Source organism: Comamonas sp. NLF-1-9 (assembly GCF_019195435.1).
Classification (GTDB): domain Bacteria; phylum Pseudomonadota; class Gammaproteobacteria; order Burkholderiales; family Burkholderiaceae_C; genus Comamonas_C.
Window position 1 is genome coordinate 312,667 of the sequence record NZ_CP078069.1, and the last position, 26,028, is coordinate 338,694.

Genomic DNA, 26,028 nt, shown 5'->3' on the forward strand with positions numbered 1-26,028 from the left:
CGTTTCAGCGCAACTGCAGCGGCTGGGCGTAGCCCGTCATCTCCAGGTAGCCGCGGCCGATTTCCCTGTCGGCTTCGTCGCGCAGCGTGCTCAGGCCTTCCCAGTAGATTGCGCCGGTGGAGGCGCGGCTGTCGAGCTCCTGGTCGTCGAGCAGTGCGGTGATGCCATAGTTGCCGGCAGGCGTTTGCAGCCGCCAGCGCACGGGGTAGCGCGCCCCGCTCAGGGCGCTGCGCCAATGGCCTTGCGCCGTGAAGCGCACCTCGTCGCTGCCGAAGACCTGCACCGGCGCGTCGCCCGAGGGGCGCAACGAGCCGCCGGCCCACAGCGCGCTGCCGTCGGCGCGGCGCAGCTGAAAGGCGGTGAGCGCGCCGCCGCCGCGCAGATTCATGCCGATCCAGTCCCAGCCCACGGCATCGGGGGCAAGCAGGGTTTCGCTCCACTCGTGATCCATCCAGGCACGGTTGTCCCAAGCCTCGCCGCTGGTGAGTGGCATGCGCTGCCCGGCTACGCTCAATGCACCTGCAAGCTGCAGCTGCGGCTGGCTCACGTAGTAGCTGGCTTCATCAGGATGCGGGCCTTTGCGCGAAAGGCCGGCGTCGCCCTGCAGCAGCGGCGCCTGGGTGCTGCTGGCGTCGATCTCCAGCGCAAAGTCGGCGGCGCCTGCCCGGATGGCGTAGCGGCTGTCGCCCGGCCCGCCGTGGGGCGTGCGCGTGAGCGACCAGTCTTGCAGCCGAATCGCGCAGTCGGTGCTGGAGGCCTCGGCCACGCCCCAGCCTGCGCGCGCCACGCGCTGGTCGTGCAGCAGGCGGCCGCGGCGCAGGTCGGTGACCGCGGCATGGGCAAACAGCAACTGGCGCGCGGCAAAGCGCGATTGCAGGGATTGCGCCGCGTCCACGCGCGAGCGAAAGAAGGTGATCTGAAAGCCCCACAAGCCCTCGGCCGTGCGCGCCTGGCCGGTGATGTACCACCATTCGGTGCGCAGTTCGGGGTGGCTGCCGTGGTCGCGCGGAAACCGCAGCGTGCGCACCGGCAGGGCCCAGGCCGCAGCATTGAAGCCAGGCAGGCCGAGCGCGCCCAGGCCGCGCAGCATCTGGCGGCGCCGCATCAGGTGAGCAGGCCCTGCAAGCGGGCCTCGGCGCCCGCGCAGTCGCCCAGGGTGTTCTTCACCCACGCGTCGTCGTGGTAGGTGTTCAGATAGCGCTCGCCCGCGTCGCACAGCAGCGAGAGGATGGAGCCTTGCTCGCCCCGGCGGCGCATCTCGTTTGCCAGGGCCATCATCACCGAGAAGTTGGTGCCGGTCGATGGCCCGACGCGCCGCCCGAGAATGCGCGAGAGCGCGCGCATCGCGGCGATGGAGTCCACGTCTTGCACGACTTCCATGCGATCGACCAGCGAGCGGATGAAGCTCGGCTCGACGCGCGGGCGCCCTATGCCTTCGATGCGTGACCCACACGCGGTGAGCGCGGCGTCGCCACTGGCCCAGTAGTCGGCGAAGACCGAGCCGGCCGGGTCGGCCACGCACAGGCGCGTGGCGTGGCGCTGGTAGCGCGTGTAGCGGCCTATGGTGGCGCTGGTGCCGCCGGTGCCTGCGGCCACGACGATCCAGCTCGGGACGGGATGGCGCTCGCGCTGCATCTGCTCGAACATGCTCTCTGCGATGTTGTTGTTGCCGCGCCAGTCGGTGGCGCGCTCGGCGTAGGTGAACTGGTCCATGTAGTGCCCGCCGCTCTCCTGCGCGATGGCGCGCGCCGCGTCGTAGACCTGGGCAGCGGTGTCCACGAAGTGGCAGCGCCCGCCGTGGAATTCGATCAGCGCGACCTTCTCGGCCGAGGTGTTGCGCGTCATCACCGCGACGAAGGGCAAGCCGAGCAGGCGGGCGAAGTAGGCCTCGCTCACGGCGGTGGAGCCGCTCGATGCCTCGACGATGGTCGAGCCCTCGTGCACCCAGCCGTTGCACAGCGCATACAGGAAGAGCGAGCGCGCCAGGCGGTGCTTGAGGCTGCCCGTGGGGTGGGTCGATTCGTCTTTGAGGTACAGGTCTATCCCCGCGCTGGCGTAGCCGGGCAGCGGAATCGGGATCAGGTGGGTGTCGGCGCTGCGCTGGTAGTCGGCCTCGATGCGGGCCACGGCCTGGTGCAGCCAGGTGCAGGTGGAGCAGGTCTGGGGTTTCATGGCCGGATTGTGACGCGCGTGGCGGACTACCAGTCTTCCTTCACGGCCAGCACCGCGTCGCGGCCTGCGGCCGCCAGGCCGGTGAGCCAGGCAGTGAGGGCGCCGGCCACGACCACGGCCGCCGCCAGCAGCGCCAGGCGAGTCCAGGGCACGACCGTGTCCATGCTCCAGTGAAAGCTCTGCGGGTTGACCACCCGCACCAGCACCAGCGCCGCCAGCAGCCCGAGCGCAGTGCCCGCGGCCGCGCCCACTGCCATCCAGGCCGTGCCTTCGCCGCTCACGACCGCGAGGATTTGCCGGCGCGTCAGGCCCAGGTGGGTGAGCAAGCCGAACTCCTTGCGCCGCGCCAGCACCTGGGCCGACAGGCTCGCGGCCACGCCAAACAAGCCTATGCCCACGGCCACCGCCTGCAGCCAGTAGGTGACCGCAAAACTGCGGTCAAAGAGCTGCAGGGTGTGGGCGCGGATGGCGTCGGTGCGGCTGAATTCCAGCGCCTGCGCCGCGCCGCCGCGGGCGCGCAGCGCGGCCAAGACCGCATCCTGCAGCGCGCCTAGGCTGCTGCCCGGCGCGGGCCAGAGCGCCAGTTCGCTCGCACGCTCGTCGCCGCTCAGGCGGATGAAGTCCGCGCGCGCCATCACCGCCGCGCCCGTCTGGCGCACGTAATCGCGCCACACGCCAGATATGAAAAAGAGAGCTTCTTGCGCTTGCGGGGATTGGGTTTGCGGCCGAAATGCCTTGGAAAATTCGGGCCAGTCCCGACCCGGGCGCACGCCGTAGAGGTCCAGCACCGCCTCGCTCACGTACAGCGGGATGCGCCCGGGCGGCGCGGGCACCGCGGCCTGGGTCAGGGGCAGGCTGCGTTCGGCTTGCGCGTCCAGCGGGCGCGCCAGGATCGCCAGCGGCGGCAGGCTGGCCGACAGGCGCAGGCTGCTGGTGCGCAGCGCCTGCACCCGCTGCACCTGGGGCAGGCGCTCCAGCGCCTGAACCAGCGCGGCAGAGAACACCGCGCCGTCGTCGCCCTGGGCGGCGCCGCTTGCACGCAGATAGGCGGGCGCGGGCAGCATCGCGTCCAGCCATTGCTGAACCGACTGGCGAAAGCTCGTGACCATCACCGTGAGTGCCACCGCCAGGCTGAGCGCGGCGACCACGCCGCCCACGGTCGCCGCCGTTGCGCCACGCGTGCGCCGGGCGCGCTCGAGCGCCAGCAGCGCGAGCGCATGGCGGCCGGCCCAGGGCGCGAGCACGCCGAGCAGCCACTGCGTGAGCCAAGGCAGCAGCGCAATGCCGCCCACCAGCAGCAGCGCGACCGAGGCATAGGCCCCGAGCGCCATGCCCGCCACCGGCGGTGCCTGCGCCAGCAGCGCGCTGGCCGCCAGCATGGCCAGGCCGGGCAGCGCCAGGCGGTGCACGCTGGCGCCAGGCAGCGCCATGCCCAGACCCTTGAGCGTCTGCGCCGGCGGCAGGCGCTGGGCGCTGCGCGCCGGCCACCATGCGCCGGCCCAGGCGGCGCCCAGGCCGAGCAGCGCATAGGCGAGGGCGGCGCCGTTGCTCCAGTGCAGTCGGCTGGTGCCGGAAAAATAGCCGCCGCCCAGGTCGCCTCCGGCCAGGCGCAGCGCCAGCGCGGCCAGCAGCGCCCCCAGCAGCACGCCCAGCAGGCTGCCCAGCAGGCCCAGCGCGCTCGCTTCGCGCAAGACCAGCCACAGCCGCTGGCGCGGCGTCGCGCCGAGCACCGCCAGCAGCGCAAACTGCGGCTGGCGCCGCGCCACCGCCAGCGCCTGCACCGAAAACACCAGATAGGCGCCGGTGAACAGCGCAATCAGCGCCAGCACCGTGAGGTTGACCCGGTAGGCGCGCGAGAGCTGGTCCATCTGGCTGCTCTCCGCCTGGGGCGTGCTCAGCAGCAGGGCGTCGGCCTGCGCCGGCGTGAGCGCAAGCGAGCGCAGCAGCGCCTGCTGCGTCGCGCCCGGCACAAGCTGCAGGTCCACGCGGCTGAGCCAGCCGCCCTGGCCGAGCAAGTCCTGCGCCGCGCCGATGTCCATCACCGCCAGCGGGCCACCGCCGGCGGCCACGCTGCCGGCCACCGCCACCGGCAGGCGCTGCAGCCCCACCTGCAGCTCTACAGTGGCGGGGCCCCGGGGCAAGTCCAGCGCCTGCAGCGCGCTGGCGTTCAGGAACACAGTGGCGGCGGCAAAGAGGCTGGTGCGTGCGCTCTCGGGCCAGGGGCGGGGCATGAGCGCCGGCGCCATGCCGGGCAACACCAGGCTGTCGACCGCGAGCAGGCGCAGCGGGCTCTGCTGCGCGCCGGCGCTCGCCTGCACGCGCGCTTCCAGCACCGGGTTGGCGCGCAGCACCAGCGGGCTTTGCACCAGAGCGCCAAAAAGCGCCTCGGGCAGCCGGCCCTGGCGCGCGCGCACCTGCAGGTCGCTCTGGCCGCTGGCGGCGCGCGTGGCCTGGGCAAATTCGGTAAACGCGCTGGCGTTGATCAACTGCACCGCCAGCGCCAGCGCCACCCCGAGCATGATGGCCAGCACCGCCGCGAGGGCGCGCCAGGGGTGGCGGCGCAAGTCCTGCCAGGAGAAGCTGAGGAAGAGGCCGCGCATGGGCGCCGATTGTCCGCCGCCGCTCGCGCCCCTTGAAACGCGGCCAGGGGCGCGCATCTTGGGTGCATGCCGCCATACGCGCGGCCAGTTCACCCTCAAGGAGTTACGACATGAATGCATTGATGACCCGCGGCAGCCTGTTCGACGACTTTTTCCGTGACATCGCGCCCGGTTTTTACGTGCGCCCGCTGCACGGTGATGCGCTGCCCCAGCCCTCGCAAATCCGCGTCGACGTCAAGGAAGACGACGCCAGCTACTGCGTGCAGGCCGAGCTGCCCGGCGTGCCCAAGGAGGACATCCAGGTGTCCATCGACGGCGCCGTGGTCACGCTGCGCGCCGAGGTGCAGCAGCACGACGAGAAGAAGGACGGCGAGAAGGTGCTGCGCAGCGAGCGCTATTTCGGCTCGGTCGCGCGCAGCTTTCAGCTGCCCATGGAAGTCGACGCTGCCAAGGCCAAGGCCAAGTACGACAACGGCGTGCTGACCCTGAACCTGCCCAAGAAGACCGAAGGCAAGGTGCAGCGCCTGGCAGTGGAATAAGCTGCAGCCGCGCCGGCTTGCGGCGCGTGCACTGCGCCTGACACAGGCCTTGCTGCCCCCGGCAGCAAGGCCTGTTGCGTTTCAGGTTGGCGCCAGCGGCTGAATGCCTGCGGCGGTCAGGCGCAGTGCGCGGTCGGCGCGCGCGGCCGCGGCGCTCGCATGCGTGACGAGCACCAGCGCCGCCTGGTGCTCGCGCGTCTGGGCGATCAGCAAGTCCATGGTGCGCGCGGCCGTGCCCGGGTCGAGGTTGCCCGTGGGTTCGTCTGCCAGCAGCAGGGGCGGGCGGTGCACCAGCGCGCGTGCAATCGCCACGCGCTGCAACTGGCCGCCGCTGAGCTGCTGCGGCAGGCGCTCGCCCAAGCCTTCGAGGCCGACGGCGGCCAGCATCTGCTGCACCCGCGCCGCGTCGGGGCGCTTGAGCAAGAGCAGCGGCAGCGCCACGTTCTGCGCCACGCTCAGGTGCGGCAGCACGTGGAAGGCCTGAAACACGAAGCCCACATGGGCGCGGCGCCAGAGCGCGCGGGCGGCGTCGTCCAGCGGCCCGAGGTCTATGCCATCAAACACCACACGCCCTTCGTCCCAGGTGTCGAGCGCGGCCAGGCAGTTGAGCAGCGTGGACTTGCCCACGCCCGAATCGCCGACGATGGCGACAAACTCGCCGCGCTGCACCTGCAGGTTCACCCGCTCGAACACGGTCTGGCCGGCGTAGCGGCGGGCCAGGTTCTCGGCCGCGATCAGGGGCAGGGCGGCGTTCATGCGGGCAGCCACCTGAGCACGGCCTGCACCAGCCGCGCGCTGGCGTCGGGCGCATCGGCGGCGATCACCTGGCGCGCCGGCATGGCGCGCAGCCAGGTGAGCTGGCGGCGCGCAAGCTGGCGCGTGGCGGCCGCGCCGCGCTCGGGCAACTCGGCCAGGGGTAAGGCGCCGTCCAGCGCCTGCCAGCACTGGCGGTAGCCGACGCAGCGCATGCTCGGCAGCTCGGCATGCAGATCGGCGCGCGCGCGCAGGCCGCGCACCTCGTCCAGCAGGCCTTGCTGCAGCATGGCGTCAAAGCGCAGGCCTATGCGCCGGTGCAGCCAGCTGCGGTCTGCGGGTTCAAGAGAAAAAATGGCGTTTTCGCTGATGGGACAAGCGCCATCAGCTATCGTTTGACTAGCAATGAGTGCGGACAGCGGGCGCCCGCTCAGCCGCCAGACCTCGAGCGCACGCTGGATGCGCTGGCTGTCCGCAGGCGCCAGGCGCGCGGCGGTGTCGGGGTCTACCCGCGCCAGCTCGGCATGCATCGCGGGCCAGCCGATGCGGGCGGCACGCGCATCGAGCTCGGCGCGCACCGCGGCATTGGCCGGGGGCAGGGCGGCCAAACCCTGCATCAAGGCCTTGAAGTACAGCAGCGTGCCGCCCACCAGCAGGGGCAGCGCGCCGCGCACCTGGATGGCGCCGATCAACGCAACCGCGTCGCGCACGAAGTCGGCGGCGCTGTAGCTCTGCGCCGGGTCGCGGATGTCCAGCAGATGGTGCGGCGCCTGGGCGCGCTCAGCGGCCGTGGGCTTGGCCGTACCTATGTCCATGCCGCGATAGACCAGGGCCGAATCGACGCTGATGATCTCCACCGCCAGGCCGCGCTCGGCGAGCGCGCGCACCAGCGCCAGCGCGGCGGCCGTCTTGCCGCTTGCGGTGGGGCCGCTCAGGGCCAGGGCGGGCAGTGCGGACATGGGGCGCTCCAGGCTCGCAGGCACGCAGCGGGGGCTGCGGCTAGAGCGCGGCCCTGAGCTGCCCGGCGTAATCCGCAAGGACGTCGGCCGGCGGGTCCTTGCGCGGCCAGGTGTAGGCAATGCCGTCGTCCGCATGGCGCGGCACCACGTGCATGTGAAAGTGCCCCACGGTCTGGCCGGCCACCGCGCCATTGGCCTGCAGCAGCATCAACCCCTCGGGCGCGAAGGCGGCGCGCACCGCTGCGGCGATGCGGTGCACGGTGTGCATCACGGCGGCGGCCTGCTCGGGCGTGGTGTCCCAGAGCGTGGCGGCGTGCTGGCGCGTGGCCACCAGCACGTGCCCGGGGTTGATTTGCCCCAGGTCCATGAAGGCGATGCTGTGCTCGTCCTCATACACCTTGGCGCTGGGGATTTCGCCCGCGATCAGACGGCAGAAGATGCAGCTGCCGGGGGCAGAGGTATCGACGAAATGGGGCATGGCGGTTTCGGTGCGACAAAAACGCGGCCATTGTCTCCCGAGTGCGCCGACCGCGCGGGGCTACCGATGGCAGCCCGCGAACATCAGGGTTTTCCTTGGCGGGTTTCAGGGTTGCACCCGAGCCGATGGGCCGGCGCCCATGCCTATAGTTCAGGCGCAAGCTTTGAATGGTTCTTTGCGCGCCCGCCGCCGCAAGCGCTGTGCAGACCCTGCCGGCTGCGGCAGCAAGCGCGTGCGCAAACAGCCATTTCGGGCGTCGCCCTGGCCGTCGGCGTGGTGCCGGCGGCAACCGCTTTCTTCATGTTCGTGCTTCTTGTCCTCATGCCTGCAGCAGCCCCTCGCGCATCGGAGTCGCGATGACGCCTCCCGCGTCCGAGCCGGCGGCGCCCGACGAGTCCGCGCCCCTGCACGTCTGGGGCCCGGGCCCCCTGGTGCGCTCGCTCGCGGTGCTGCTGGTGGCCGTGGCGGTGGTTGCGGGCGGGCTTTCCGCCTGGCTGGTCTCGCGCAGCAGCGAGCCGCAGGCGCTGCAGCGCATCCTCGACCAGGATGGCGGCGAGGTGGAAATGCTCGCGCGCATGCTCTCGAGCAAGATGGAGCTCAATTTCAAGATGCTCGCGGCGCTCGCCGACGGTCTCACGCCGCAGGTGCTGGGCTCCACGGCGCGGCTGCGCGCCTGGTTGCTGCAGGCACGCCCGGGCGGGCGCCTGTTTGAATCGGTGGCGGTGCTGCGCGCGCCCGAGGCCGATGGTCTGCAGATGCAAGGCGCCAACGTGAGCGCGATCGAGCAGCTCGAAGACGCCGAGCAGGCGCTGGCGCGGCGCGCCTGGCAAGAGGGCAAGCCGCTGGTCTCTGGCGTGCTCGGCGGGCGTACCGCACAGGCTCGCCTGGTGCTGGCCTTGCCGGTGCTGGGCGAAGATGGCCACACCCAGGCGCTGGTCACCGGCAGCCTGCGCCTGCAGTCGCAAAACCTCTTGCCGCCCTCGCTTGCGCTGCCCGAGCGCGAGAACACGCGCTACCTGGTGTTCACGCACGAGGGGGTGATCGTCTCGCACCCCGATCCGGCGCGCGTGCTCGGCCTGGTGCGCGACGAGCCCGAACTGGCCACGCTGTTTTCCGGCAAGGACAGCGCGGCGGCGCTGGCGCAGCCCGGCCGCGTGGTGCTGGGCGACGGCACCGTGGTGGGCTGGGCGGTGGTGGGCCTGCCGGGCTGGACGGTGACGCGCGTGAACCATGCGCCCTCGCTGCTCAAGCCGCTGATGGCCGCCGAGCAGCGCCTGTGGTGGCTGGTGGCAGCCGGCGTTGCGCTGGTGGCCGTGGCGGCGCTGCTGGTGCTGTGGTGGCTGATGCGCCCGCTCACGCTCTTGCGCCAGCGCGCCCGCGCGGTGCTCGCGGGCGAGCATCCGGCCAGCGTCCCCTGGGAGCGGCAGAACGCTGCGCGCGCGCGCGGCGAGGTGCAGGACGTGGTGCGGGTGTTCGCCCGCCTGGTGCAGCTGCGCCGCCAGCAGCAACGCAGCGCGCTGGCGCTGGCGCGCCAGCTCGAGGCGGTGCTCGAGCACGTGCCCCTGGGCATCGTGCTCACCCACGCCCAGCGCATCGAATTGGCAAGCGGCCAGGCCTGCCGCCTGCTGGGCAGCACGCCCGGGCAACTGGTGGGGCGCGATCTGTTGCAGCTCGTCGCCGATGCCCCGGCCGGGCAAAGCGTGGCCGAGCGGGTGCGCGCCGACTTCGCCGCGCACGGGCGCTTTCACGGCGAACTGGCCCTCACGCGGCGCGATGGCAGCACCTTCTGGGCCCAGGTGCAGGGCGAGCCGGTGCACCTGGGCGACCTGAGCGCCGGGGTGATCTGGCTGCTGGAAGACGGCTCGGCCGAGCGCGAAGCGCGCCTGCAGCACGACTGGGCGCGCTGGCACGACCCGCTGACCTTCCTGCCCAACCAGGCGGCGCTGGTGCGCAAGCTGCCGCTGCTGCTGTCCGACCAGGTGGCCCACGGCGCGGCGCCGGCGGGCGCGCCCGCGCCCGAGGTGGTGGGCGCGCTGCTGCACGCCGACCTGGACCACTTCACGCTGATCAACGAACTGGCCGGGCACGACGCCGGCGACGACGTGCTGCGCTACCTGGCGCGCATGCTGCAGTCGCTGGTGCGCCAGATGGGCTGGGTGGCGCGCCTGGGGGGCGACGAGTTCGCGGTGGTGCTGCCCGGCGCCGACCTGGAGCGCGCCAGCGCGCTCGCCGAGAAGCTGCGCGCCGCGGTCGCGCAGTGGGAGCCCACTTACCACGGGCGCAGCTTTTCGCTCAGCCTGAGCATGGGTCTGGTGCTGTTGCGCCCGGGCGACGCGGTGACCGACGTTCTGGCCAGCGCCGACATGGCTTGCTACGGCGCCAAACGCCAGGGACGCAACCGCGTGCAACTGGCGCAGTCGGGAGCAGCGGCCAACGCCGCGTGAGCACGCCAGCCCATGGAAACCCGGATACCCGGCCATCGTGTATGCAATTATGGTGTACATCTATCGCATGCACTTTGCTGGCATGATGGCGCCAGCGCCCCTGCAGTGACCGAAAATGACACGCTCCGGCCCCGGCCCCGCAGCTGCGGACAGGCGGCCCATTCCTAGAAGAGAGGCTTTATCGCATGGCGCCCTTGCATGTCCCTGTCGTTCCCGAAGCCGCCGTGGCGCGGCTGGAGCTCAGCGGGATCACCAAGCGCTACCCTGGCGTGGTCGCCAACGACGGCGTGTCGCTGAAGGTGCAGCCCGGAGAGATCCACGCGGTGCTCGGTGAAAACGGTGCCGGCAAGAGCACCTTGATGAAGATCATCTACGGCGCCGTCAAGCCCGACGCGGGCGACATGCACGTCGATGGGCGTCTGGCGCTGGTGCGCAACCCCCAGGCCGCGCGCCAACTCGGCATCGCGATGGTGTTTCAGCACTTCAGCCTGTTCGAGACGCTTTCCGTGGCCGAGAACGTCTGGCTCGGGCTGGACAAGACGCTCTCGCTGGCCGAAGTCTCGCGGCGCATCGCCGCCACTGCCGCAACCTACGGCCTGGAGGTGGACCCCGAGCGCCCGGTGCACACCCTGGCCGTGGGCGAGATGCAGCGCGTGGAGATCATCCGCGCGCTGCTCGCGGGCCCGCGCCTCTTGATCCTGGACGAGCCTACTTCGGTGCTCACGCCGCAGGCGGTGGAAAAGCTGTTTGTCACGCTCAGGCGCCTGTCCGACGAAGGCTGCTCCATCCTCTACATCAGCCACAAGCTGCACGAGATCCGCGCGCTGTGCAGCGCCTGCACGGTGATGCGCGCGGGCAAGGTCACGGGCGTGTGCGATCCGCGTGAGGAAACCAACGCCTCGCTCTCGCGCCTGATGATCGGCGCCGAGCCGCCGCCGCTCACCCACGTGCCGCGCGAGCCGGGCGCGCCGGTGCTGGCGGTGAGCGCGCTCAGCCTTACGCGCGAATCGCCCTTCGGTGTCGATCTGGAAAACATCTCGCTCACGGTGCGCGCGGGTGAGGTACTGGGCATTGCCGGGGTCTCGGGCAATGGCCAGCGTGAACTGCTGTTTTCGCTCTCCGGCGAAGACAGGCGTGCGCCTGCAGCTTCCATTTCAATAGCGGGCAAGGCGGCGGGGCGGATGAGCCCCTCGGCGCGGCGCGCGCTGGGCCTGCACTTCGTGCCCGAAGAGCGCCTGGGCCGGGGCGCGGTGCCCGAGATGAGCCTGGCGCACAACCTGCTGCTCACGCGCAAGGAGGCCGTCGGCCGCCTGGGCTGGCTGCGCATGCGCGCGCTGCGCCGCCAGGCGGCGGACATCATCGGGCGCTTTCGGGTCAAGGCCGCGGGCACGCACGCGGCGGCCCGGTCGCTGTCGGGCGGCAACCTGCAAAAGTACATCATGGGGCGCGAGATCGACGCGCGCCCCAGACTGCTCATCGTCTCGCAACCGACCTGGGGCGTGGACGTGGGCGCCTCGGCGCAGATTCGCGGAGAAATCCTGGCGCTGCGCGACGCCGGCTGCGCGGTGCTGGTGGTGAGCGAGGAGCTCGATGAGCTGTTTGAAATCTGCGACCGCCTGCACGTCATCGCCAAGGGCCAGCTCTCGCCGAGCCTGGCGCGCAAGGACGCCAGCGTCGAGCAGATCGGGCTGTGGATGAGCGGGCTGTGGCCGGGGTCCGAAGGCGCGCTGGCGCAGCAGGAGGTGGCCCATGCTGCGGCTTGAACTGCGCCCCACGCCGTCGCGCACCTGGGCCTGGGCCTCGCCGCTGCTGGCGCTGGCCATCACGGTGCTGCTCGGCGTGCTGCTGTTTACCCTGCTGGGCAAGGACCCGGTCAAGGGCTTGATGGTGTTCTTCTGGGAGCCGATCAAGTCGCGCTACGCGCTCGGCGAGCTGGGCGTGAAGGCTACGCCGCTCCTGCTGATCGCGCTGGGCCTGGCGGTGTGTTTTCGCTCCAACATCTGGAACATCGGCGCCGAGGGGCAGTACGTGATCGGCGCCATCTTCGCCGGGGGCGTGGCGTTGCTTGCCGGCAAGGAGACGGGGCGCTGGATCGTCGTGGCGGTGCTCCTGGCCGGCGTGGTGGGCGGCATGCTCTGGGCGGGCATCGTGGCGCTGCTGCGTGACCGCTTCAATGCGGGCGAGATCCTGGTCAGTCTGATGCTGGTCTATGTGGCCATCCAGGTGCTCAACTACATGGTGTTCGGCCCTTGGAAGGACCCCATGGGCTACAACTTTCCGCAGACGCGCACCTTCGAGGCGGTGGCGCGCATCCCCAAGCTCATGACGGGCTCGCGCGTGAACATCGGCGCATTGATCGCGCTGGCGGGCGCGGCGCTGCTGTGGCTGTATCTGTTTCGCACCCGGGCAGGCTACGCGCTGCAGGTTGGCGGCGTGGCGCCGGCGGCGGCCCGCTATGCCGGGTTTTCCTCGCGCGCGGCGCTGTGGACGGCGCTGCTGCTTTCGGGCGCCACGGCAGGCCTGGCGGGCGCGCTGGAGGTGGCCGGCCCGGTCGGCCAGCTCACGCCCTATATCCCGGTGGGCTACGGCTTTGCCGCCATCATCGTCGCCTTTGTCGGACGGCTGCATCCGCTGGGCATGGTGCTGGCGGCGATATTGATGAGCATGTTCTACATCGGCGGCGAACTCGCGCAGTCGCGCCTGGGCCTGCCCAAGTCGCTCACCGACGTGTTTCAGGGGCTGCTGCTGTTTTCGCTCATGGCTTGCGATACCCTGGTCAACTACCGCGTGCGCCGCGCCAGCGGCCTGAAGGGGGTGCGGTGATGGACGCCTATCCTCTGCTCTTTGCCTCTACCCTCGCCGCGGGCACGGTGCTGGCGCTGGCGGCGCTGGGCCTGCTCATCAACGAAAAATCCGGCGTGGTGAACCTGGGCGCCGAAGGCATGATGCTGTGCGCCGCCATTGCCGGCTTCGCTACCGTGGTGCATACCGGCAGCGACACGCTGGGCTTTGTGGCCGGCATGGCGGCAGGCGCGCTGCTGGCCGCGGCCTTCGGCTGGCTGGTGATCTGGCTCAACGCCAACCAGTACGCCACGGGCCTGGCGCTGACACTGTTCGGCGCGGGCTTCTCCGCCTTTGTCGGCATCAACTACGTGCAGGCGCAGATGCCGCCGCGCCCGCGCTTCAACTGGCTGGGCCTGGGCGATCTGCCCATCATCGGGCCGGCGCTGCTGCGCCAGCACCCGCTGGTGTACTTCGGCATTGCGCTCACCGTCTTTCTGATCTGGATGCTCTACCGCACCCGCGTCGGCCTGGTGCTGCGCGCGGTGGGCGAATCGCCCGAATCGGCGCATGCGCTGGGCTATCCGGTGCGCCGCATCCGCATGACGGCGGTGATCGCGGGTGGCGCGCTGTGCGGCCTGGCGGGGGCGTTTTTGTCCATCATCTACACCCCGTTGTGGGTCGAGGGCATGGTCGCGGGCAAGGGCTGGATTGCGCTGGCGCTGACTACCTTCGGCACCTGGCGTCCGGCCCGGGTACTGCTGGGCGCCTACCTGTTCGGCGGCGTGACCATGCTGCAGTTCTACCTGCAGAGCCAGGGCTCGCCCATCCCCAGCCAGCTGCTCACGGCGCTGCCTTATCTGGCCACGGTGGTCGTGCTCGCGCTGATTTCACGCAATCCGACCTGGATTCGTGTCAACATGCCGGCCTCGCTGGGCAAGCCGTTTCATCCCGGGTCTTGAGTTTTCCAGTGGTTGCTTTTCATTTTCAGGAGGACAGTCTGATGATCGACATGAACAAACGCACGGCCCTGCGCCTGGCCATGGTGTCTGCCGCTGCGCTCACCATGGTCGCCTGCGGGCAGAAGGACGAGCCCGCGCCGGCACCTGCCGCCGCGCCCGCCGAAGCCCCAGCGGCGGCCGCGCCTGCGCCAGCCCCCGCCGAGCCGCTCAAGGCCGCGTGGATCTACGTCGGGCCGGTGGGCGACGGCGGCTGGAGCTTTGCGCACGACAACGCGCGCAAGGCGGTCGAGAAGGACTTCCCCGGCAAGCTCGTTACCAGCTTCGTCGAGAACGTGCCCGAGGGCGCCGACACCGAACGCGTGGCGCGCGACCTCGTGGCCCAGGGCAATAAGCTGATCTTCGGCACCAGCTTCGGCTTCATGGAGCCCATGGCCAAGGTCGCCGAAGACAACCCGGACGTGAAGTTCGAGCACGCCACCGGCTACAAGAGCTCGGCCAACATGCGCACCTACGACAGCCGTACCTACGAGGGCGCTTTCCTCGCCGGCGTGGTGGCGGGCGCCATGACCAAGGCCAATGTGCTGGGCGTGGTCGGCACCGTGCCGATTCCTGAAGTGGTGCGCAACATCAACAGCTTCACGCTGGGCGCGCAGGTGAGCAACCCCAACATCAAGACCATGGTGGTCTGGATCAACGAGTGGCACAACCCGCCCAAGGAAACCGAAGCCGCCACCTCGCTGATCAACGGCGGCGCCGACGTGCTGTTCCAGAACACCGACTCGCCCGCCGTGCTCAAGACGGCCGAGTCCATGGGCAAGCGCGCCTTCGGCTGGGATTCGGACATGACCGCCTACGGCCCCAAGGCGCACCTGGCTTCGGCCATCATCAACTGGGAGCCCTACTACAAGAAGGCCGTGGGCGAGGCCCTGGACGGTACCTGGAAGACCGGCCCCAACCAGTGGTGGGGCGTGAAGGAGGGCGCGATCGACCTGGTCTCGATCGCCGACGACGTGCCCGCCGAAGCCAAGGCCAAGGTGGATGAGCTCAAGGCCGGCCTGAAGGACGGCAGCTACCACATCTGGAAGGGCCCGCTGGCCGACAACACCGGCAAGGAAGTGCTGGCCGAAGGCAAGGTCGCCGACGACGACTTCCTGCGCGCCATCAACTACTTCGTCAAGGGCGTGGAAGGCAAGGTGCCGGGCACCGACGGCAAGTAAGCCGCGCCTGCGCCGCAATCGGGGCCGCCGCGTGCGGCCCTTTTTTGTCCGCGCCCGGGGCCCTCAGGTCTTCACGCGCAGCGAGCTGCACACACCGGCGCACAGCGCGCAGCCCGCGGCCACCAGCAGCGCCAGGCTCTCGGCGCTGCCGTCGTGGCCCGGGTGCAGCGTGAAGATGGCCGCCAGGATCACGGCGCCCAGGGTCTGTCCGGTGAGGCGCGCCGTGCCCAGCATGCCGCTGGCGCCGCCGCTGCGGTGCAGCGGGGCCGCGCTCACGATGGTGTGGTTGTTGGGCGACTGAAACAGCGCAAAACCTGCGCCGGCCAGGGCCAGGCGCCAAGCCACGTCGGCATTGGCCGGATGCGCGGGCATGAAGGACAGCGCCGCCAGACCGCAGGCGAACACCGCCATGCCCAGGCCGCCGAGCATGCCGTCGTGGTAGCGCCCGATCAGGCGCCCCGCGATCGGCGCGACGATAGCCGTCGCCAGCGGCCAGGCGGTAATCAGCAAACCGGCCTGCAAGTGGCTGTGGCCGTACGCCTGCAGCAACAAAAACGGGAGCGCGAGAAAGCTCAGCATCTGCGCGCAGAAGGCGGCCACGGAGGACGCCATGGAGAGCGCGAACACCGGTATGCGCAGCAAGTCCACGGGAAACAACGGCACGCTGCGCCGCCACTGGCGCCCCAGGTGCAGCGCACCCACCGCGATGCCGCCGCCCAGCAGCCACCAGCCGACGGGCGCGGCGGCGGGCATGGCCTCGCCGCGCTGGGTGAGCTCGGAGCCGCCGAGAAACAGCAGGCCGAACATGGTCGCATTGAGCAACACGTCGAAGGCCGAAAACCGCGCCGGCGGCGCGGGTGACGCCGGGTTGCGCGGCAGCACCCGCCCGGCACGCTGCCAGGCCAGCACGCCCAGGGGCAGGTTGAGCGCAAACAGCCAGGGCCAGCTGGCCACCGAAAGGATCACCGCCGAGACCGTCGGCCCGGCCATGGCCGAGACCGCCACCACCAGCGAATTGAGCGCCATGCCGCGCCCCAGGCGGCCCGCGGGATAGATCAGGCGCACCAGCGCCGAATTGACCGCCATCACGCCCGAGGCGCCCAGCCCCTGCAGCGCGCGCGCCGCGATCAGCGTGCCCATGCTCGAGGCCGCCATCGCCGCGATTGACGCCAGTGCGAACAGCAGCATGCCCGCGCGGTACACCCGCCGGTATCCGATGCGCTCGCCCACGGCGGCCAGCGGCAGCAGCGACACCAGCACCGCGAGCTGGTAGGCATTGACCACCCAGACGCTTTGCGCCGCGTTCATCTGCAGTTCACGGGCGATGTCCGGCAGTGCCAGGTTGACGATGCTGGTGTCGAGCACCGCCAGCGTCAGGCCCAGCAAGATGACGCGCATCGCGCCCGAGCGCAGCGGCTCGGGCAGGCCGTCGCTCACGGGCGCGTTCATGGCGCGTGTGCCGGCCCGCGCCGCCGGCCGAAGGTGACCCAGGTGAGCGCCACGCCAATCAGCGCGCCCATTGCCATGCCAGTCACCATGGGCAGCGGGCTGCCGCTGGCAAACAGGCCCGCCAGCGCCATGGCCACCGTGCCGACCAGCATCTGCAGCGTGCCCATCAGTGCGGAAGCCGTGCCCGCGATCGGGCCGTGGTCGTCCAGCGCCAGCACCGCGGTCGTGGGTATCACCAGCCCCATGCAGCCGCTGGCAATGAAGTACAGGACGATCAGCACCCACATGCCGTCGGCGCCCAGCATGAAGCAGGCGAGCAGCAGCACCAGGGCCAGGCCTGCGCCGCTGGCGGCCCAGACGGTGACGCGCTCCAGACCAAAGCGCCGCCCCAGCCGCGCGGTGAACTGGGCGGTGACGAAGAAGGCGGCCGCGTTGGTCGAAAACGCCAGGCTGTACTGCACCGGCGTGAGGCCGTAGTGGTTGATGAAGACAAAGGGCGAGCCCGCCAGGAAGACGAAGAAGCCCGCCATGGTGAAGCTGCCTATGCCTACCAGACCCAGGTAGCGCGCATCGCGCAGCAGCGTCCAGTAGGCCTGGGCGGCGCCCGCGAGCGTGCCGCGGCGCCGCTGCGCGGGCGAGAGCGTCTCGGGCAGGGCGCGCTGCACCACCAGCACGCCGGCCGCACCCAGCAGCGCGACCACCCAGAACACCCCGCGCCAGCCGACCAGCGCAATCACGCCGCTGCCGGCCAGCGGCGCAAGCAGGGGCGAGACGCTGAACACCAGCATCAGCAGCGCCATCAGCCGTGCGGCCTCGTTGCCGGTGTGCAGGTCGCGCACGATGGCGCGCGGAATCACCGTGCCGGCCGCCGCGCCCAGTCCCTGCAGAAAGCGCAGCAGCACCAGCGCGCGGATGTCGCTGGCCAGCGCGCAGGCCACGCTGGTGGCAACGAAGAGCGCCAGGCCAAAGTACAGCGGCGGCTTGCGCCCGAACATGTCCGACAGCGGCCCGTAGGCCACCTGGCCTATGCCCAGTGCAAGAAAGAAAGAGGTCAGGCTCCATTGCACCGGGCCGACCCCGGCGTGCAGGCTCTGGCCTATGTCCGGCAGCGCCGGCAGGTACATGTCGATGGCGAACGGCCCTATGGCCGAGAGCAGGCCCAGCACCAGGGCCATGCGAAAGAAGGCTGAAAAGGGCATCACGGCGATTGTCCACGCCATGGCTGCGGCGTGCTGTCGCGCCCGGAGCGGCGGCGCGCTTGCCCTGGGCGGCATGCGGGCGACAATCGGCCTGGAGCCCTCCCATGCAGATGCACACCCTCTCGCGCCGGCTGGCGGCGGCCGGCGCAGTCTTGCAGATGTCCCTCGCCCTGGCGCAGGGCGGCTCGCCCGCGCCCGCACCGCCAGCATCGCCCTGGGTGGTGTCGGCCGATGGCGCGCTGGTTGTGGACACGCGCTCGCACCTGGCCTGGGAGCGCTGCGTCGTCGGCATGCAGTGGGACGGACGCGGCTGCCGCGGGCGCGCGCGCTTGCTGACTTTTTCCGAGGCCAAGGCGCTGGCGAGCGAGCGCTGGAAGGCCGAGGGCGTGCGCTGGCGCCTGCCGCGCGTGCCCGAGCTGCGCCGGCTGGTGCAGCGCGGCGGAGCGCAGCAGGGCGTGGATCCGCAGCTTTTCCCCGATGCGCCCGGTGGCCTGCACTGGAGCGGCACGAGCAGCGTGAACGCCGGCGCCGTCAACCCCTACGCCTACGACAACGTGATGCGTGGCGGCCGGGGCGGCGACACCCTGAGGGTGCGCAGCGCCTGGGCGGTGGACATGGACAGCGCCCAGGGCCATGGCGACGTGCCGCACGCCAGCGCCCTGGTTGTGCGGCTGGTGCGCCCTGCGCCCCGGGGGCGCTGAGCCCGTGGCCCGCGCCGCGCGTCCGCCGGCCCCCGAGCCCCTGCTGCAAGGCCTGGCGCCGCTGGTTGGCGTGCACACCCGCGTGCTGGTGCTGGGCAGCTTTCCGGGCGTGGCTTCGCTGCGGGCGCAGCAGTACTACGGCCACCCGCAAAACCAGTTCTGGCGGCTGCTGGCCGCGCTCTGGCCGCAGCAGCCCATGCCTGGGCCGCAAGACTATGCGGGGCGCTGCGCCTGGGTGCTGGCGCGCGGCCTGGGTATCTGGGACGTGTACGCCGCCTGCCTGCGCGAAGGCAGCCTGGACACGAACATACGCAACGCCCGGCTCAACGATTTCGCCGGTCTGCGCGCGCGCCTGCCGCAGCTTGCGGCCATCGCGCACAACGGCGGCGAGAGCTTTTCGCGCGCGCGGCGCGTGCGTGAGGGCATGGGGCTGGCGCCCGATTCGCCCATCGCCTCGCTGCGCCTGCCTTCCACCAGCCCGGCCAATGCCTCCTGGAGCTTCGCGCGCAAGTGCGCGGCCTGGGAGCAGGCCTTCACGCAATACGGACTGCTCTGATGCCACGCAAACCCCCGATCGAACTGCCCGAGGTCAGCATCTCCGACGACGGCGAGCTGCGCCATCTGCATCTGGGCACGCCCTGGATACAGGGCTCCATGCGCGTGGACGCGCCGTTTGACATCGCGCTCGAATACGTGCAGCGCATGATGGCCTGGCTGCTGTTCGTCGAGCCCGACAGCGTGCCCCGTCGCCGCGCGATGCAGCTCGGGCTCGGGGCCGGGGCCATCACCAAGTTCTGCTGCAAGCGCCTGCGCATGCACGCCAGCGCGGTGGAGCTCAACCCGCAGGTGGTGCAGGTGTGCCGCAGCTGGTTCAAGCTGCCGCCCGACGGCGCGCGCCTGACGGTGGTGCTGGCCGACGCGGGCGCGGAGATTCGCAAGCCGCAGTACCTCGGGCGCATCGACGCGCTGGCGGTGGACATGTACGACGACGACGCGGCCGCGCCCGTCCTCGACAGCGCGGACTTCTACCGCGACTGCCGCGCGCTGCTGACCGACGACGGCTGCATGACGGTGAACCTGTTTGGTCGCAGCAGCCACTACGAAGACAGCCTGGCGCGCATCTGCGAAGCCTTTGGCGCGCAGGCCGTCTGGGCTTTTCGGCCCACGCGCGAAGGCAACACCGTGGTGCTGGCCCAGCGCCACGCAAGCCGGCCCAAGCGGGCATTGCTGCTGCAGCGCGCCCAGGCGGTGGAAGAGCGCTGGGGCCTGGTGGCGCGCAAATGGCTGCGCACCCTCAAACCCGTGGCGCCGTGATTTTTGCGGCACCATAGCGCCATGAGCTCTGCTACCACCACGCACCCGAATCGCCCCCGCCATCATCCGCAGGGCCCGCTGCACTGGCGCCAGGTGGTGGACTGGCTGTGCGAAGACGGCGTGATCTCGGAAGACCAGGCCGAGCGCACCGTGGAGCGCTGCGCCAGCGCCGAGAGCAGTCAGCACCCGCTGGTGCGCCTGGCCAGCGTTTCGATGGCGCGTGCCAGCGACGGCAAGGTGCTGGACCTGGATGCGCTGACCGAGTTCGTGGCCGGGCGCGCCGGCCTGCCGTTCTTGCGCATAGACCCGCTCAAGGTCAACGTCGGGCGCGTGGCCGAGGCCATGAGCGCGAGCTACGCCGAACGCCACAAGATCCTGCCGGTGCAGATCTCCAACACCGAGATCGTCGTGGCCACGGCCGAGCCCTTCATCACCGATTGGGTGGTAGAAATCGAGCGCCAGGCCAAGCGCAGCGTGCGCAGGGTGCTATCAAATCCGAAGGATATCAGCCGCTTCACGGCGGAGTTCTATGCGCTGGCCAAGTCGGTGCGTTCGGTGCAAAAGAGCGGCTCCAGCGCCGCCGGCAGCAGCTTTGAGCAACTGGTGGAGCTGGGGCGCGCCAATCGCCAGCTCGACGCCAACGACCAGGGCGTGGTGCGCGTGGTCGATTGGCTGTGGCAGTACGCGTTCGACCAGCGCGCGAGCGACATCCACATGGAGCCGCGGCGCGAGCAGGGCGTGATCCGCTTTCGCATCGACGGGGTGCTGCACACCGTCTACCAGATTCCGATCGGCGTGCTCAACGCCATGGTCGCGCGCATCAAGCTGCTCGGGCGCATGGACGTGGTGGAAAAGCGCCGCCCCCAGGACGGGCGCATCAAGACGCGCAACCCCGGCGGGCAGGAGGTGGAAATGCGCCTGTCCACCCTGCCCACGGCCTTTGGCGAGAAGATGGTGATGCGCATCTTCGACCCCGACAACACCGTCAAGGACTTGAGCGCGCTGGGTTTCACCGCGCACGACGCGACGCGCTGGGAGCAGCTCATCGCCCGCCCGCACGGCGTGATTCTGGTCACCGGCCCCACGGGTTCGGGCAAGACCACCACGCTGTATTCCACGCTCAAGCGCGTGGCCACGGAAGAGGTGAACGTCAGCACCGTGGAAGACCCGATCGAGATGATCGAGCCGAGCTTCAACCAGACCCAGGTGCAGCCGCAGATCGATTTCACCTTTGCCGAGGGCTTGCGCTCGCTCATGCGCCAGGACCCGGACATCATCATGGTCGGCGAGATCCGCGACCTGGAAACCGCCGAGATGGCGATCCAGGCCGCGCTCACCGGCCACCTGGTTTTCAGCACCCTGCACACCAACGACGCGCCCAGCGCCATCACGCGCCTGATGGAGCTGGGCGTGCCCTACTACCTGATCAACGCCACGCTGCTCGGGGTGCTGGCGCAGCGCCTGGTGCGCACGCTGTGCACGCACTGCCGCCGGCGCGAGCGCGACGCCGACCCGGCCGAGATCGCCGAGATCATCAGGCCCTGGAAGCTCAGCGGCGGCTACCGCGCCTACCGCCCGGTAGGCTGCATCGAATGCCGCATGACCGGCTTTCGCGGACGCATGGGCATCTACGAGCTGCTCACCGTGACCGAGGCGCTGCGCGGCAAGATCTCGCAAAGCCCCTCGATCGACGAGCTGCGCCGCCAGGCGGTGAGCGACGGCATGCGTCAGCTGCGCCTGGCCGGGGCGCTGCGCGCGGCCGAGGGCGCGACCACGATAGGCGAGGTGGTGGCCGCCACGCCGCCGCTGCAATGAGGCGCACCGCGCCGGCGAGCGCCGCTGCAGGGCCTGCGCAGATAATTCGCGCCTTGTCGCGTGAGAGCGGGTAGGGCTCGTGAAGATCAAGAACGAGAAGGACTTCTTCGCCGGATTGCTGTTTCTGGTGCTGGGCACGGGCTATGCCTGGGGCGCTACCGGCTACACCCTGGGCAGCGCGGCGCGCATGGGCCCGGGCTATTTCCCCTTGCTGGTGGGCGTGCTGCTGGCGCTGCTGGGCGTGCTCATCATGTTCAAGGCGCTGGTGATCGAGACCGAAGGCGGCGGGCGCGTCGGCGCCTGGGCCTGGCGCCCGCTGTTCTTCATTCTCGGCGGCAACCTGCTGTTCGGCCTGCTGCTCGTGGGCCTGCCCGCCTGGCACATCCCGGGCATGGGGCTGATGGTGGCGATCTACGCGCTGGTGCTGGTCGCCGGCATGGCCAGCCGCGAATACCGGCTGCGCGATGCCCTGGTGCTGGCCACGGTGCTGGCCGCCGGCTGCTACCTGGTCTTCGTGCAGGCGCTGAACATGCACCTGCCGGTCTGGCCGCAATTCCTCACGGGCTGAATGCCGCCGCCGAGACCGCTCGCATGGAACTGCTCGACCACTTGATCCTGGGCTTTGGCGTCGCCTTCACCTGGCAGAACCTGGTGTATTGCTTCGTCGGCTGCTTTCTGGGCACCTTGATCGGCGTGCTGCCGGGCATTGGGCCGCTGGCGACGATTGCCATGCTGCTGCCGGTGACCTACGCGCTGCCGCCGGTGGCCGCGCTGATCATGCTCGCCGGCATCTACTACGGTGCGCAGTACGGGGGTTCGACCACGGCCATCCTGGTTAACCTGCCGGGCGAGGTGTCCTCGGTGGTCACGACCATAGACGGCTACCAGATGGCGCGCCGGGGCCGGGCCGGGCCGGCGCTGGCCTCGGCGGCCATCGGCTCGTTCTTTGCGGGCTGCGTGGGCACGGTGGTGCTGGCGGCGTTTGCGCCGCCGCTCACTGAGCTGGCCTTCAAGTTCGGCCCGGCGGAGTATTTCTCGCTCATGGTGCTGGGTCTGATCGGCGCGGTGGTGCTGGCCTCGGGCTCGCTGCTCAAGGCCATAGGCATGATCGTGCTCGGGCTGATGCTCGGCCTCGTGGGCACCGACGTGAATTCGGGCACGGTACGCTTTGCACTGGACATTCCCGACCTGATCGACGGCATCGACTTCGTGCCTATCGCCATGGGCATCTTCGGCTATGGCGAGATCATCGCCAACCTCTCGCGCCCGGCAGAGCATCGCGAGGTGTTTGCCGCCAAGGTCGCTGGCCTCATGCCCACGGCCGAGGATTTCCGGCGCATGCTGCCCGCGATGCTGCGCGGCACGGCGCTCGGTTCGGTGCTGGGCATCCTGCCGGGGGGCGGGGCGGTGCTGTCTTCTTTTGCTTCCTACACGCTGGAGAAGAAGACGCGCCTGGGCGAGGGCGAGCTGCCTTTTGGCGAGGGCAACATCCGCGGCGTGGCGGGGCCCGAATCGGCCAACAACGCCGGGGCGCAGACCTCCTTCATTCCGATGCTGACCTTGGGCATTCCGCCCAATCCGGTGATGGCGCTGATGATTGGCGCGATGACCATCCACAACATCCAGCCCGGGCCGCAGGTGATGAGCAGCAACCCCGAGCTGTTCTGGGGGCTGGTGGCCTCGATGTGGATAGGCAATCTGATGCTCGTCGTGCTCAACCTGCCGCTCGTGGGCATCTGGATCAAGCTGCTCACCGTGCCCTACCGCTGGCTGTTTCCATCCATCGTGCTGTTTTGCGCGCTCGGGGTCTACACCAACAACAACAACCAGTTCGACATCTGGATGGTGGCGCTCTTCGGCCTGGTCGGCTACGTGTTTCACAAGCTCGAGCTCGAAGCCGCGCCGCTGCTGCTCGGCCTGATCCTCGGGCCGATGATGGAGGAGTACCTGCGCCGCGCGCTGCTGCTCTCGCGCGGGGACTGGAGCGTGCTCTTCACCCGGCCGCTGTCCGCGGGGCTGTTGATCGCCTCGGCGCTGATGGTCGCCGTGGTGCTGCTGCCGGCCGTCAGCAGGAAGCGCCAGGAGGCCTTCGTCGAAGACTAGGCTGGCGCCGCGCAGGCGGCGCTTTCGGAGACCTTGCATGACCGCACCTACCGCGCCGCCTTCGCATCCCCAGCGTGCGCTGCTGCACGCGGAGATCCATGCGCGCCCGCCCCAGCCCATCACCGCCCCGCAGGCGATCAGCCATGTGGTGATGTGGGCCGACGCGCCCGAGCGCGACGCGAGCCATGCCCATCTGGCAGTGCTGCTGCAAGAGCGCGGTCTGGCGCCGCCGCAGGCCGGCTCGACGCATTGGCGCGTCGAGCTGGGGCCCTTGCGCGTGGTCTGCGAGATGCACACCGAGTTCGTCTCTTGGACCTTCGCGACCGCGCTGGCGGCGCCCGACGGTCTTGGCCAAGAGCCGCCCGCCGCCGCCTTGAGCGCGCTGCCTGGTGAATGGCTTGCCGGCCTGCCGGGGCAGTGCCTGTGCCGGCTCAACCTCTGGGTGCTGGAGCGGCGCAGCCACGCCGACGGGCCGCTGGTGGCGCAGGTGCTGCAAGAGGGCACGCTGGTGGCGTCCTGCGTGGCGGGCGGGCAGGCCGAGGTCTACACCGACTTCGCGCTGCGCGCCGACGGCAGCTCGCGCATGGTGCTGCTGGCGGGCAACCTGTCGCCACGGCGCCTGGGGCGCACGGTGCAGCGCCTGCTGGAGATGGAAACCTACCGCATGACCGCGCTGCTGGGCCTGCCGCTGGCGCGCGATGCGGCGGGGGCCCTGGCGCGGGCCGAGCGCGAGCTGGCGCAGCTCGCGGAAGCCATCCGCCTGGCCGACCGCGACGCCGAGCCCCGGCTGCTCGACGAGCTCACCCGTCTGGCCGGCCAGGTCGAGAGCCTGTACGCCGCCACGCATGCGCGGTTCTCCGCCAGCAGCGCGTATTTCGACCTGGTGGCGCAGCGCATCCGCGAGCTCGGCGAGACGCCGCTGGCCGGCCTGCAAACCCTGGGCGAGTTCATGGACCGGCGCCTGAGCCCGGCGCGCAACACCTGCGAATGGGCGGTGCGCCGCCAGAATGCGCTGTCCGAGCGCGTCTCGCGTACCAGCAATCTGCTGCGCACGCGCGTGGAGATCGCCCAGCAGCAAAGCAGCCAGCAATTGCTCGCGGCGATGAACCGGCGCCAGGACATGCAGCTGCGCCTGCAGTCCACGGTGGAAGGCCTGTCGGTGGCCGCGATCACCTACTACGTCGTCGGCCTGATCAGCTATCTGGCCCAGGGCGCGCAGGCGCTGGGCTGGCCCTGGAGCGCGCCGGCTACCGCCGCCACGGCCATTCCTGCCGTTGCGCTGGCGGTCTGGTGGTCGCTCAGGCGCATGCATCGGCGCCTTTTCAGGAATATGCATTGAAACCGGCTCAAACGCAGACGGGCAAAGCGCCAGCAGCTCCTGAAAACGCAGCACACGGGCTTTTGCTCGCGGCGCTCGGCGCGGTCGCGTTCAGCGGCAAGGCGATCATCGTCAAGCTCGCCTATCGCTACGGCGTCGATGCGGTCACGCTGCTGATGTACCGCATGCTGTTTGCGCTGCCCATCTTCCTCGTCATGGCCTGGTGGGCCGGGCGCGGTCAGCCGCGCCTGTCGGCGCGCGACTGGCGCGGCATCGTCGGGCTCGGGGTGTGCGGCTATTACCTTGCGAGCTTTCTGGACTTTGCCGGGCTGGCCTACATCTCGGCGGGGCTGGAGCGGCTCATCCTCTACCTGAACCCGACCATCGTGATGTTGCTCGGCTGGCTGCTCTATGGCGAGCGCATGGGCCGCGGCCAGATGCTTGCCATGCTGCTGAGCTACTGCGGCGTGGTGCTGGTCTTTGGCGTGGAGGCCATGTCGGGCAGCAAAGCCGGCGGGCATATCGCCTGGGGCGTGCTGCTGGTGTTTGGCAGCGCCCTGAGCTATGCCTTCTACCTCGTCTACAGCGGCGCCATGGTGCGGCGCGTGGGCGCGCTGCGCCTGGTGGGCCTGGCCACCAGCGTGGCCAGCGTCTGCTGCGTGCTGCAGTTCCTGCTGGTGAGGCCGCTGTCGGCGGCGCTGGTCGCGCCCGAGGTGATCTGGCTGTCGCTGCTCAATGCCACCGCCTGCACCGCCGCGCCGGTGCTCATGGTGATGCTGGCGATTGAGCGCATCGGCGCGGCGCTGACCGCGCAGACCGGCATGCTCGGACCCTTGTCCACCATCGTGCTCGCGGCTTGGCTGCTGAGCGAGGCGATCACGCCCTCGATGATCGCCGGCACCGCCCTGGTGCTGGCCGGCATCTATCTTTTTACGCGCGCCGGCAGGGCGCGCTAGTGTGGTCTTCCAAGGGAAAACCCGTGTCTCTGCCCTGCGGGCGCCGGGTCATACCGTGCCAAAATCGCGCCCGCCGACCTTCCGGATCGTTTTTGCCGGGGGTCGTTTGTCAAACGCGTGTGAAGGCGTGATTCCGGTCCGGGCCCAAAAGGCCGTGGTGCCGGCTTCACGGCACGGTCTGCAAGTGCCGTCCAGTCCTGCTCGGGGGCTGGCGGTGGCGCCCCAGGCTGCGGCAAGCAGGCGGCACCTCGTGCCGTGTGTGCGCTGA

At 70.3% G+C, this 26,028-nt stretch carries 22 protein-coding genes; 14 read left to right on the top strand and 8 right to left on the bottom strand.

Annotated elements, in window-relative coordinates:
• Positions 1-4 precede the first annotated feature (4 nt).
• The 3 genes from KUD94_RS01460 to KUD94_RS01470 are packed head-to-tail and all read right to left on the bottom strand — an operon-like array spanning position 5 to position 4,772.
• Entirely contained in the window at positions 5-1,105 is a 1,101-nt protein-coding gene (locus KUD94_RS01460) for a carotenoid 1,2-hydratase (protein ID WP_218238148.1), read from the bottom strand.
• Positions 1,105-2,172: a PLP-dependent cysteine synthase family protein gene (locus tag KUD94_RS01465; protein ID WP_218238149.1), complete on the bottom strand. Its 1,068-nt coding sequence runs from the start codon at positions 2,170-2,172 to the stop codon at positions 1,105-1,107. The genes KUD94_RS01460 and KUD94_RS01465 overlap by 1 nt, the downstream gene beginning before the upstream one ends.
• Before the next feature lie 26 nt (positions 2,173-2,198).
• Positions 2,199-4,772: an FtsX-like permease family protein gene (locus tag KUD94_RS01470; RefSeq protein WP_218238150.1), complete on the bottom strand. Its 2,574-nt coding sequence runs from the start codon at positions 4,770-4,772 to the stop codon at positions 2,199-2,201.
• 110 nt (positions 4,773-4,882) lie between these two features.
• Between KUD94_RS01470 and KUD94_RS01475 the strand changes: the two genes are divergently transcribed.
• The gene (locus KUD94_RS01475) at positions 4,883-5,311 is read left to right on the top strand and encodes an Hsp20/alpha crystallin family protein (protein WP_218238151.1); all 429 of its coding nucleotides are present in this window, start codon (positions 4,883-4,885) and stop codon (positions 5,309-5,311) included.
• Positions 5,312-5,392: 81 nt separating this feature from the next.
• On the opposite strand, the gene KUD94_RS01480 is transcribed toward KUD94_RS01475, so the two are convergent.
• Genes KUD94_RS01480 through KUD94_RS01490 form a run of 3 tightly spaced genes read right to left on the bottom strand, consistent with a single transcriptional unit; the run spans position 5,393 to position 7,501 of the window.
• Positions 5,393-6,067, bottom strand: coding sequence for an ABC transporter ATP-binding protein (locus tag KUD94_RS01480; protein ID WP_218238152.1), 675 nt, complete (start codon positions 6,065-6,067; stop codon positions 5,393-5,395).
• Entirely contained in the window at positions 6,064-7,023 is a 960-nt protein-coding gene (gene miaA, locus KUD94_RS01485; protein WP_218238153.1) for a tRNA (adenosine(37)-N6)-dimethylallyltransferase MiaA, read from the bottom strand. Before miaA ends, KUD94_RS01480 begins: the two co-directional genes overlap by 4 nt.
• Positions 7,024-7,063: 40 nt before the next feature.
• On the bottom strand, positions 7,064-7,501 hold the full coding sequence (locus tag KUD94_RS01490; protein ID WP_218238154.1) for an HIT family protein: 438 nt from the start codon (positions 7,499-7,501) through the stop codon (positions 7,064-7,066).
• 356 nt (positions 7,502-7,857) lie between these two features.
• Here KUD94_RS01490 and KUD94_RS01495 point away from each other — a divergent pair, with 356 nt between their 5' ends.
• The 5 genes from KUD94_RS01495 to KUD94_RS01515 all read left to right on the top strand — a co-directional run bounded on the left by KUD94_RS01495 (position 7,858) and on the right by KUD94_RS01515 (position 14,905).
• Positions 7,858-9,945, top strand: a complete 2,088-nt coding sequence (locus KUD94_RS01495) for a diguanylate cyclase domain-containing protein (RefSeq protein WP_218238155.1) — start codon at positions 7,858-7,860, stop codon at positions 9,943-9,945.
• 185 nt (positions 9,946-10,130) lie between these two features.
• Positions 10,131-11,708: an ABC transporter ATP-binding protein gene (locus tag KUD94_RS01500; RefSeq protein ID WP_218238156.1), complete on the top strand. Its 1,578-nt coding sequence runs from the start codon at positions 10,131-10,133 to the stop codon at positions 11,706-11,708.
• Positions 11,695-12,768, top strand: coding sequence for an ABC transporter permease (locus tag KUD94_RS01505; protein WP_218238157.1), 1,074 nt, complete (start codon positions 11,695-11,697; stop codon positions 12,766-12,768). Before KUD94_RS01500 ends, KUD94_RS01505 begins: the two co-directional genes overlap by 14 nt.
• Entirely contained in the window at positions 12,768-13,688 is a 921-nt protein-coding gene (locus KUD94_RS01510; protein WP_218238158.1) for an ABC transporter permease, read from the top strand. Before KUD94_RS01505 ends, KUD94_RS01510 begins: the two co-directional genes overlap by 1 nt.
• Positions 13,689-13,729: 41 nt before the next feature.
• Positions 13,730-14,905 carry a BMP family ABC transporter substrate-binding protein gene (locus KUD94_RS01515; RefSeq protein WP_218238159.1) on the top strand — a complete coding sequence of 392 codons (1,176 nt, stop codon included), beginning with the start codon at positions 13,730-13,732 and terminating at the stop codon, positions 14,903-14,905.
• Positions 14,906-14,968: 63 nt separating this feature from the next.
• On the opposite strand, the gene KUD94_RS01520 is transcribed toward KUD94_RS01515, so the two are convergent.
• Together KUD94_RS01520 and KUD94_RS01525 are read right to left on the bottom strand one after the other, a co-directional pair.
• Positions 14,969-16,354: an MFS transporter gene (locus KUD94_RS01520; protein ID WP_218238160.1), complete on the bottom strand. Its 1,386-nt coding sequence runs from the start codon at positions 16,352-16,354 to the stop codon at positions 14,969-14,971.
• Positions 16,351-17,553: a multidrug effflux MFS transporter gene (locus KUD94_RS01525; RefSeq protein WP_218238161.1), complete on the bottom strand. Its 1,203-nt coding sequence runs from the start codon at positions 17,551-17,553 to the stop codon at positions 16,351-16,353. The genes KUD94_RS01520 and KUD94_RS01525 overlap by 4 nt, the downstream gene beginning before the upstream one ends.
• Positions 17,554-17,657: 104 nt before the next feature.
• On the opposite strand from KUD94_RS01525, the gene KUD94_RS01530 reads away from it, so the two are divergent.
• The 8 genes from KUD94_RS01530 (at position 17,658) to KUD94_RS01565 (ending at position 25,760) form a co-directional block, all read left to right on the top strand.
• Positions 17,658-18,254: a DUF1566 domain-containing protein gene (locus KUD94_RS01530; RefSeq protein WP_218238162.1), complete on the top strand. Its 597-nt coding sequence runs from the start codon at positions 17,658-17,660 to the stop codon at positions 18,252-18,254.
• A gap of 4 nt (positions 18,255-18,258) precedes the next feature.
• Complete coding sequence (locus KUD94_RS01535; RefSeq protein WP_255568950.1) at positions 18,259-18,810, top strand: DNA-deoxyinosine glycosylase; 552 nt, start codon at positions 18,259-18,261, stop codon at positions 18,808-18,810.
• Positions 18,810-19,568, top strand: a complete 759-nt coding sequence (locus KUD94_RS01540) for a spermidine synthase (protein WP_218238164.1) — start codon at positions 18,810-18,812, stop codon at positions 19,566-19,568. The genes KUD94_RS01535 and KUD94_RS01540 overlap by 1 nt, the downstream gene beginning before the upstream one ends.
• 21 nt (positions 19,569-19,589) lie before the next feature.
• Entirely contained in the window at positions 19,590-21,383 is a 1,794-nt protein-coding gene (locus tag KUD94_RS01545; protein ID WP_218238165.1) for a GspE/PulE family protein, read from the top strand.
• 79 nt (positions 21,384-21,462) lie between these two features.
• Positions 21,463-21,951 carry a tripartite tricarboxylate transporter TctB family protein gene (locus KUD94_RS01550; protein WP_218238166.1) on the top strand — a complete coding sequence of 163 codons (489 nt, stop codon included), beginning with the start codon at positions 21,463-21,465 and terminating at the stop codon, positions 21,949-21,951.
• Between the two features lie 23 nt (positions 21,952-21,974).
• A complete protein-coding gene (locus KUD94_RS01555) occupies positions 21,975-23,486 on the top strand; it encodes a tripartite tricarboxylate transporter permease (RefSeq protein ID WP_218238167.1) in 1,512 nt (503 codons plus the stop codon).
• Between the two features lie 37 nt (positions 23,487-23,523).
• Positions 23,524-24,825, top strand: coding sequence for a DUF3422 family protein (locus tag KUD94_RS01560; RefSeq protein WP_218238168.1), 1,302 nt, complete (start codon positions 23,524-23,526; stop codon positions 24,823-24,825).
• Positions 24,822-25,760: a DMT family transporter gene (locus tag KUD94_RS01565; RefSeq protein ID WP_218238169.1), complete on the top strand. Its 939-nt coding sequence runs from the start codon at positions 24,822-24,824 to the stop codon at positions 25,758-25,760. Before KUD94_RS01560 ends, KUD94_RS01565 begins: the two co-directional genes overlap by 4 nt.
• Positions 25,761-26,028: the final 268 nt, after the last annotated feature.

Coding starts and splice junctions, on each gene's coding strand:
- KUD94_RS01475 (WP_218238151.1), top strand. CDS start 4,883: ATGAATGCATTGATGACCCGCGGCAGCCTGTTCGACGACTTTTTCCGT.
- KUD94_RS01480 (WP_218238152.1), bottom strand. CDS start 6,067: ATGAACGCCGCCCTGCCCCTGATCGCGGCCGAGAACCTGGCCCGCCGC.
- KUD94_RS01525 (WP_218238161.1), bottom strand. CDS start 17,553: ATGCCCTTTTCAGCCTTCTTTCGCATGGCCCTGGTGCTGGGCCTGCTC.
- KUD94_RS01510 (WP_218238158.1), top strand. CDS start 12,768: ATGGACGCCTATCCTCTGCTCTTTGCCTCTACCCTCGCCGCGGGCACG.
- KUD94_RS01530 (WP_218238162.1), top strand. CDS start 17,658: ATGCAGATGCACACCCTCTCGCGCCGGCTGGCGGCGGCCGGCGCAGTC.
- KUD94_RS01515 (WP_218238159.1), top strand. CDS start 13,730: ATGATCGACATGAACAAACGCACGGCCCTGCGCCTGGCCATGGTGTCT.
- KUD94_RS01460 (WP_218238148.1), bottom strand. CDS start 1,105: ATGCGGCGCCGCCAGATGCTGCGCGGCCTGGGCGCGCTCGGCCTGCCT.
- miaA (WP_218238153.1), bottom strand. CDS start 7,023: ATGTCCGCACTGCCCGCCCTGGCCCTGAGCGGCCCCACCGCAAGCGGC.
- KUD94_RS01495 (WP_218238155.1), top strand. CDS start 7,858: ATGACGCCTCCCGCGTCCGAGCCGGCGGCGCCCGACGAGTCCGCGCCC.
- KUD94_RS01520 (WP_218238160.1), bottom strand. CDS start 16,354: ATGAACGCGCCCGTGAGCGACGGCCTGCCCGAGCCGCTGCGCTCGGGC.
- KUD94_RS01500 (WP_218238156.1), top strand. CDS start 10,131: ATGGCGCCCTTGCATGTCCCTGTCGTTCCCGAAGCCGCCGTGGCGCGG.
- KUD94_RS01470 (WP_218238150.1), bottom strand. CDS start 4,772: ATGCGCGGCCTCTTCCTCAGCTTCTCCTGGCAGGACTTGCGCCGCCAC.
- KUD94_RS01545 (WP_218238165.1), top strand. CDS start 19,590: ATGAGCTCTGCTACCACCACGCACCCGAATCGCCCCCGCCATCATCCG.
- KUD94_RS01505 (WP_218238157.1), top strand. CDS start 11,695: ATGCTGCGGCTTGAACTGCGCCCCACGCCGTCGCGCACCTGGGCCTGG.
- KUD94_RS01490 (WP_218238154.1), bottom strand. CDS start 7,501: ATGCCCCATTTCGTCGATACCTCTGCCCCCGGCAGCTGCATCTTCTGC.
- KUD94_RS01560 (WP_218238168.1), top strand. CDS start 23,524: ATGACCGCACCTACCGCGCCGCCTTCGCATCCCCAGCGTGCGCTGCTG.
- KUD94_RS01465 (WP_218238149.1), bottom strand. CDS start 2,172: ATGAAACCCCAGACCTGCTCCACCTGCACCTGGCTGCACCAGGCCGTG.
- KUD94_RS01555 (WP_218238167.1), top strand. CDS start 21,975: ATGGAACTGCTCGACCACTTGATCCTGGGCTTTGGCGTCGCCTTCACC.
- KUD94_RS01540 (WP_218238164.1), top strand. CDS start 18,810: ATGCCACGCAAACCCCCGATCGAACTGCCCGAGGTCAGCATCTCCGAC.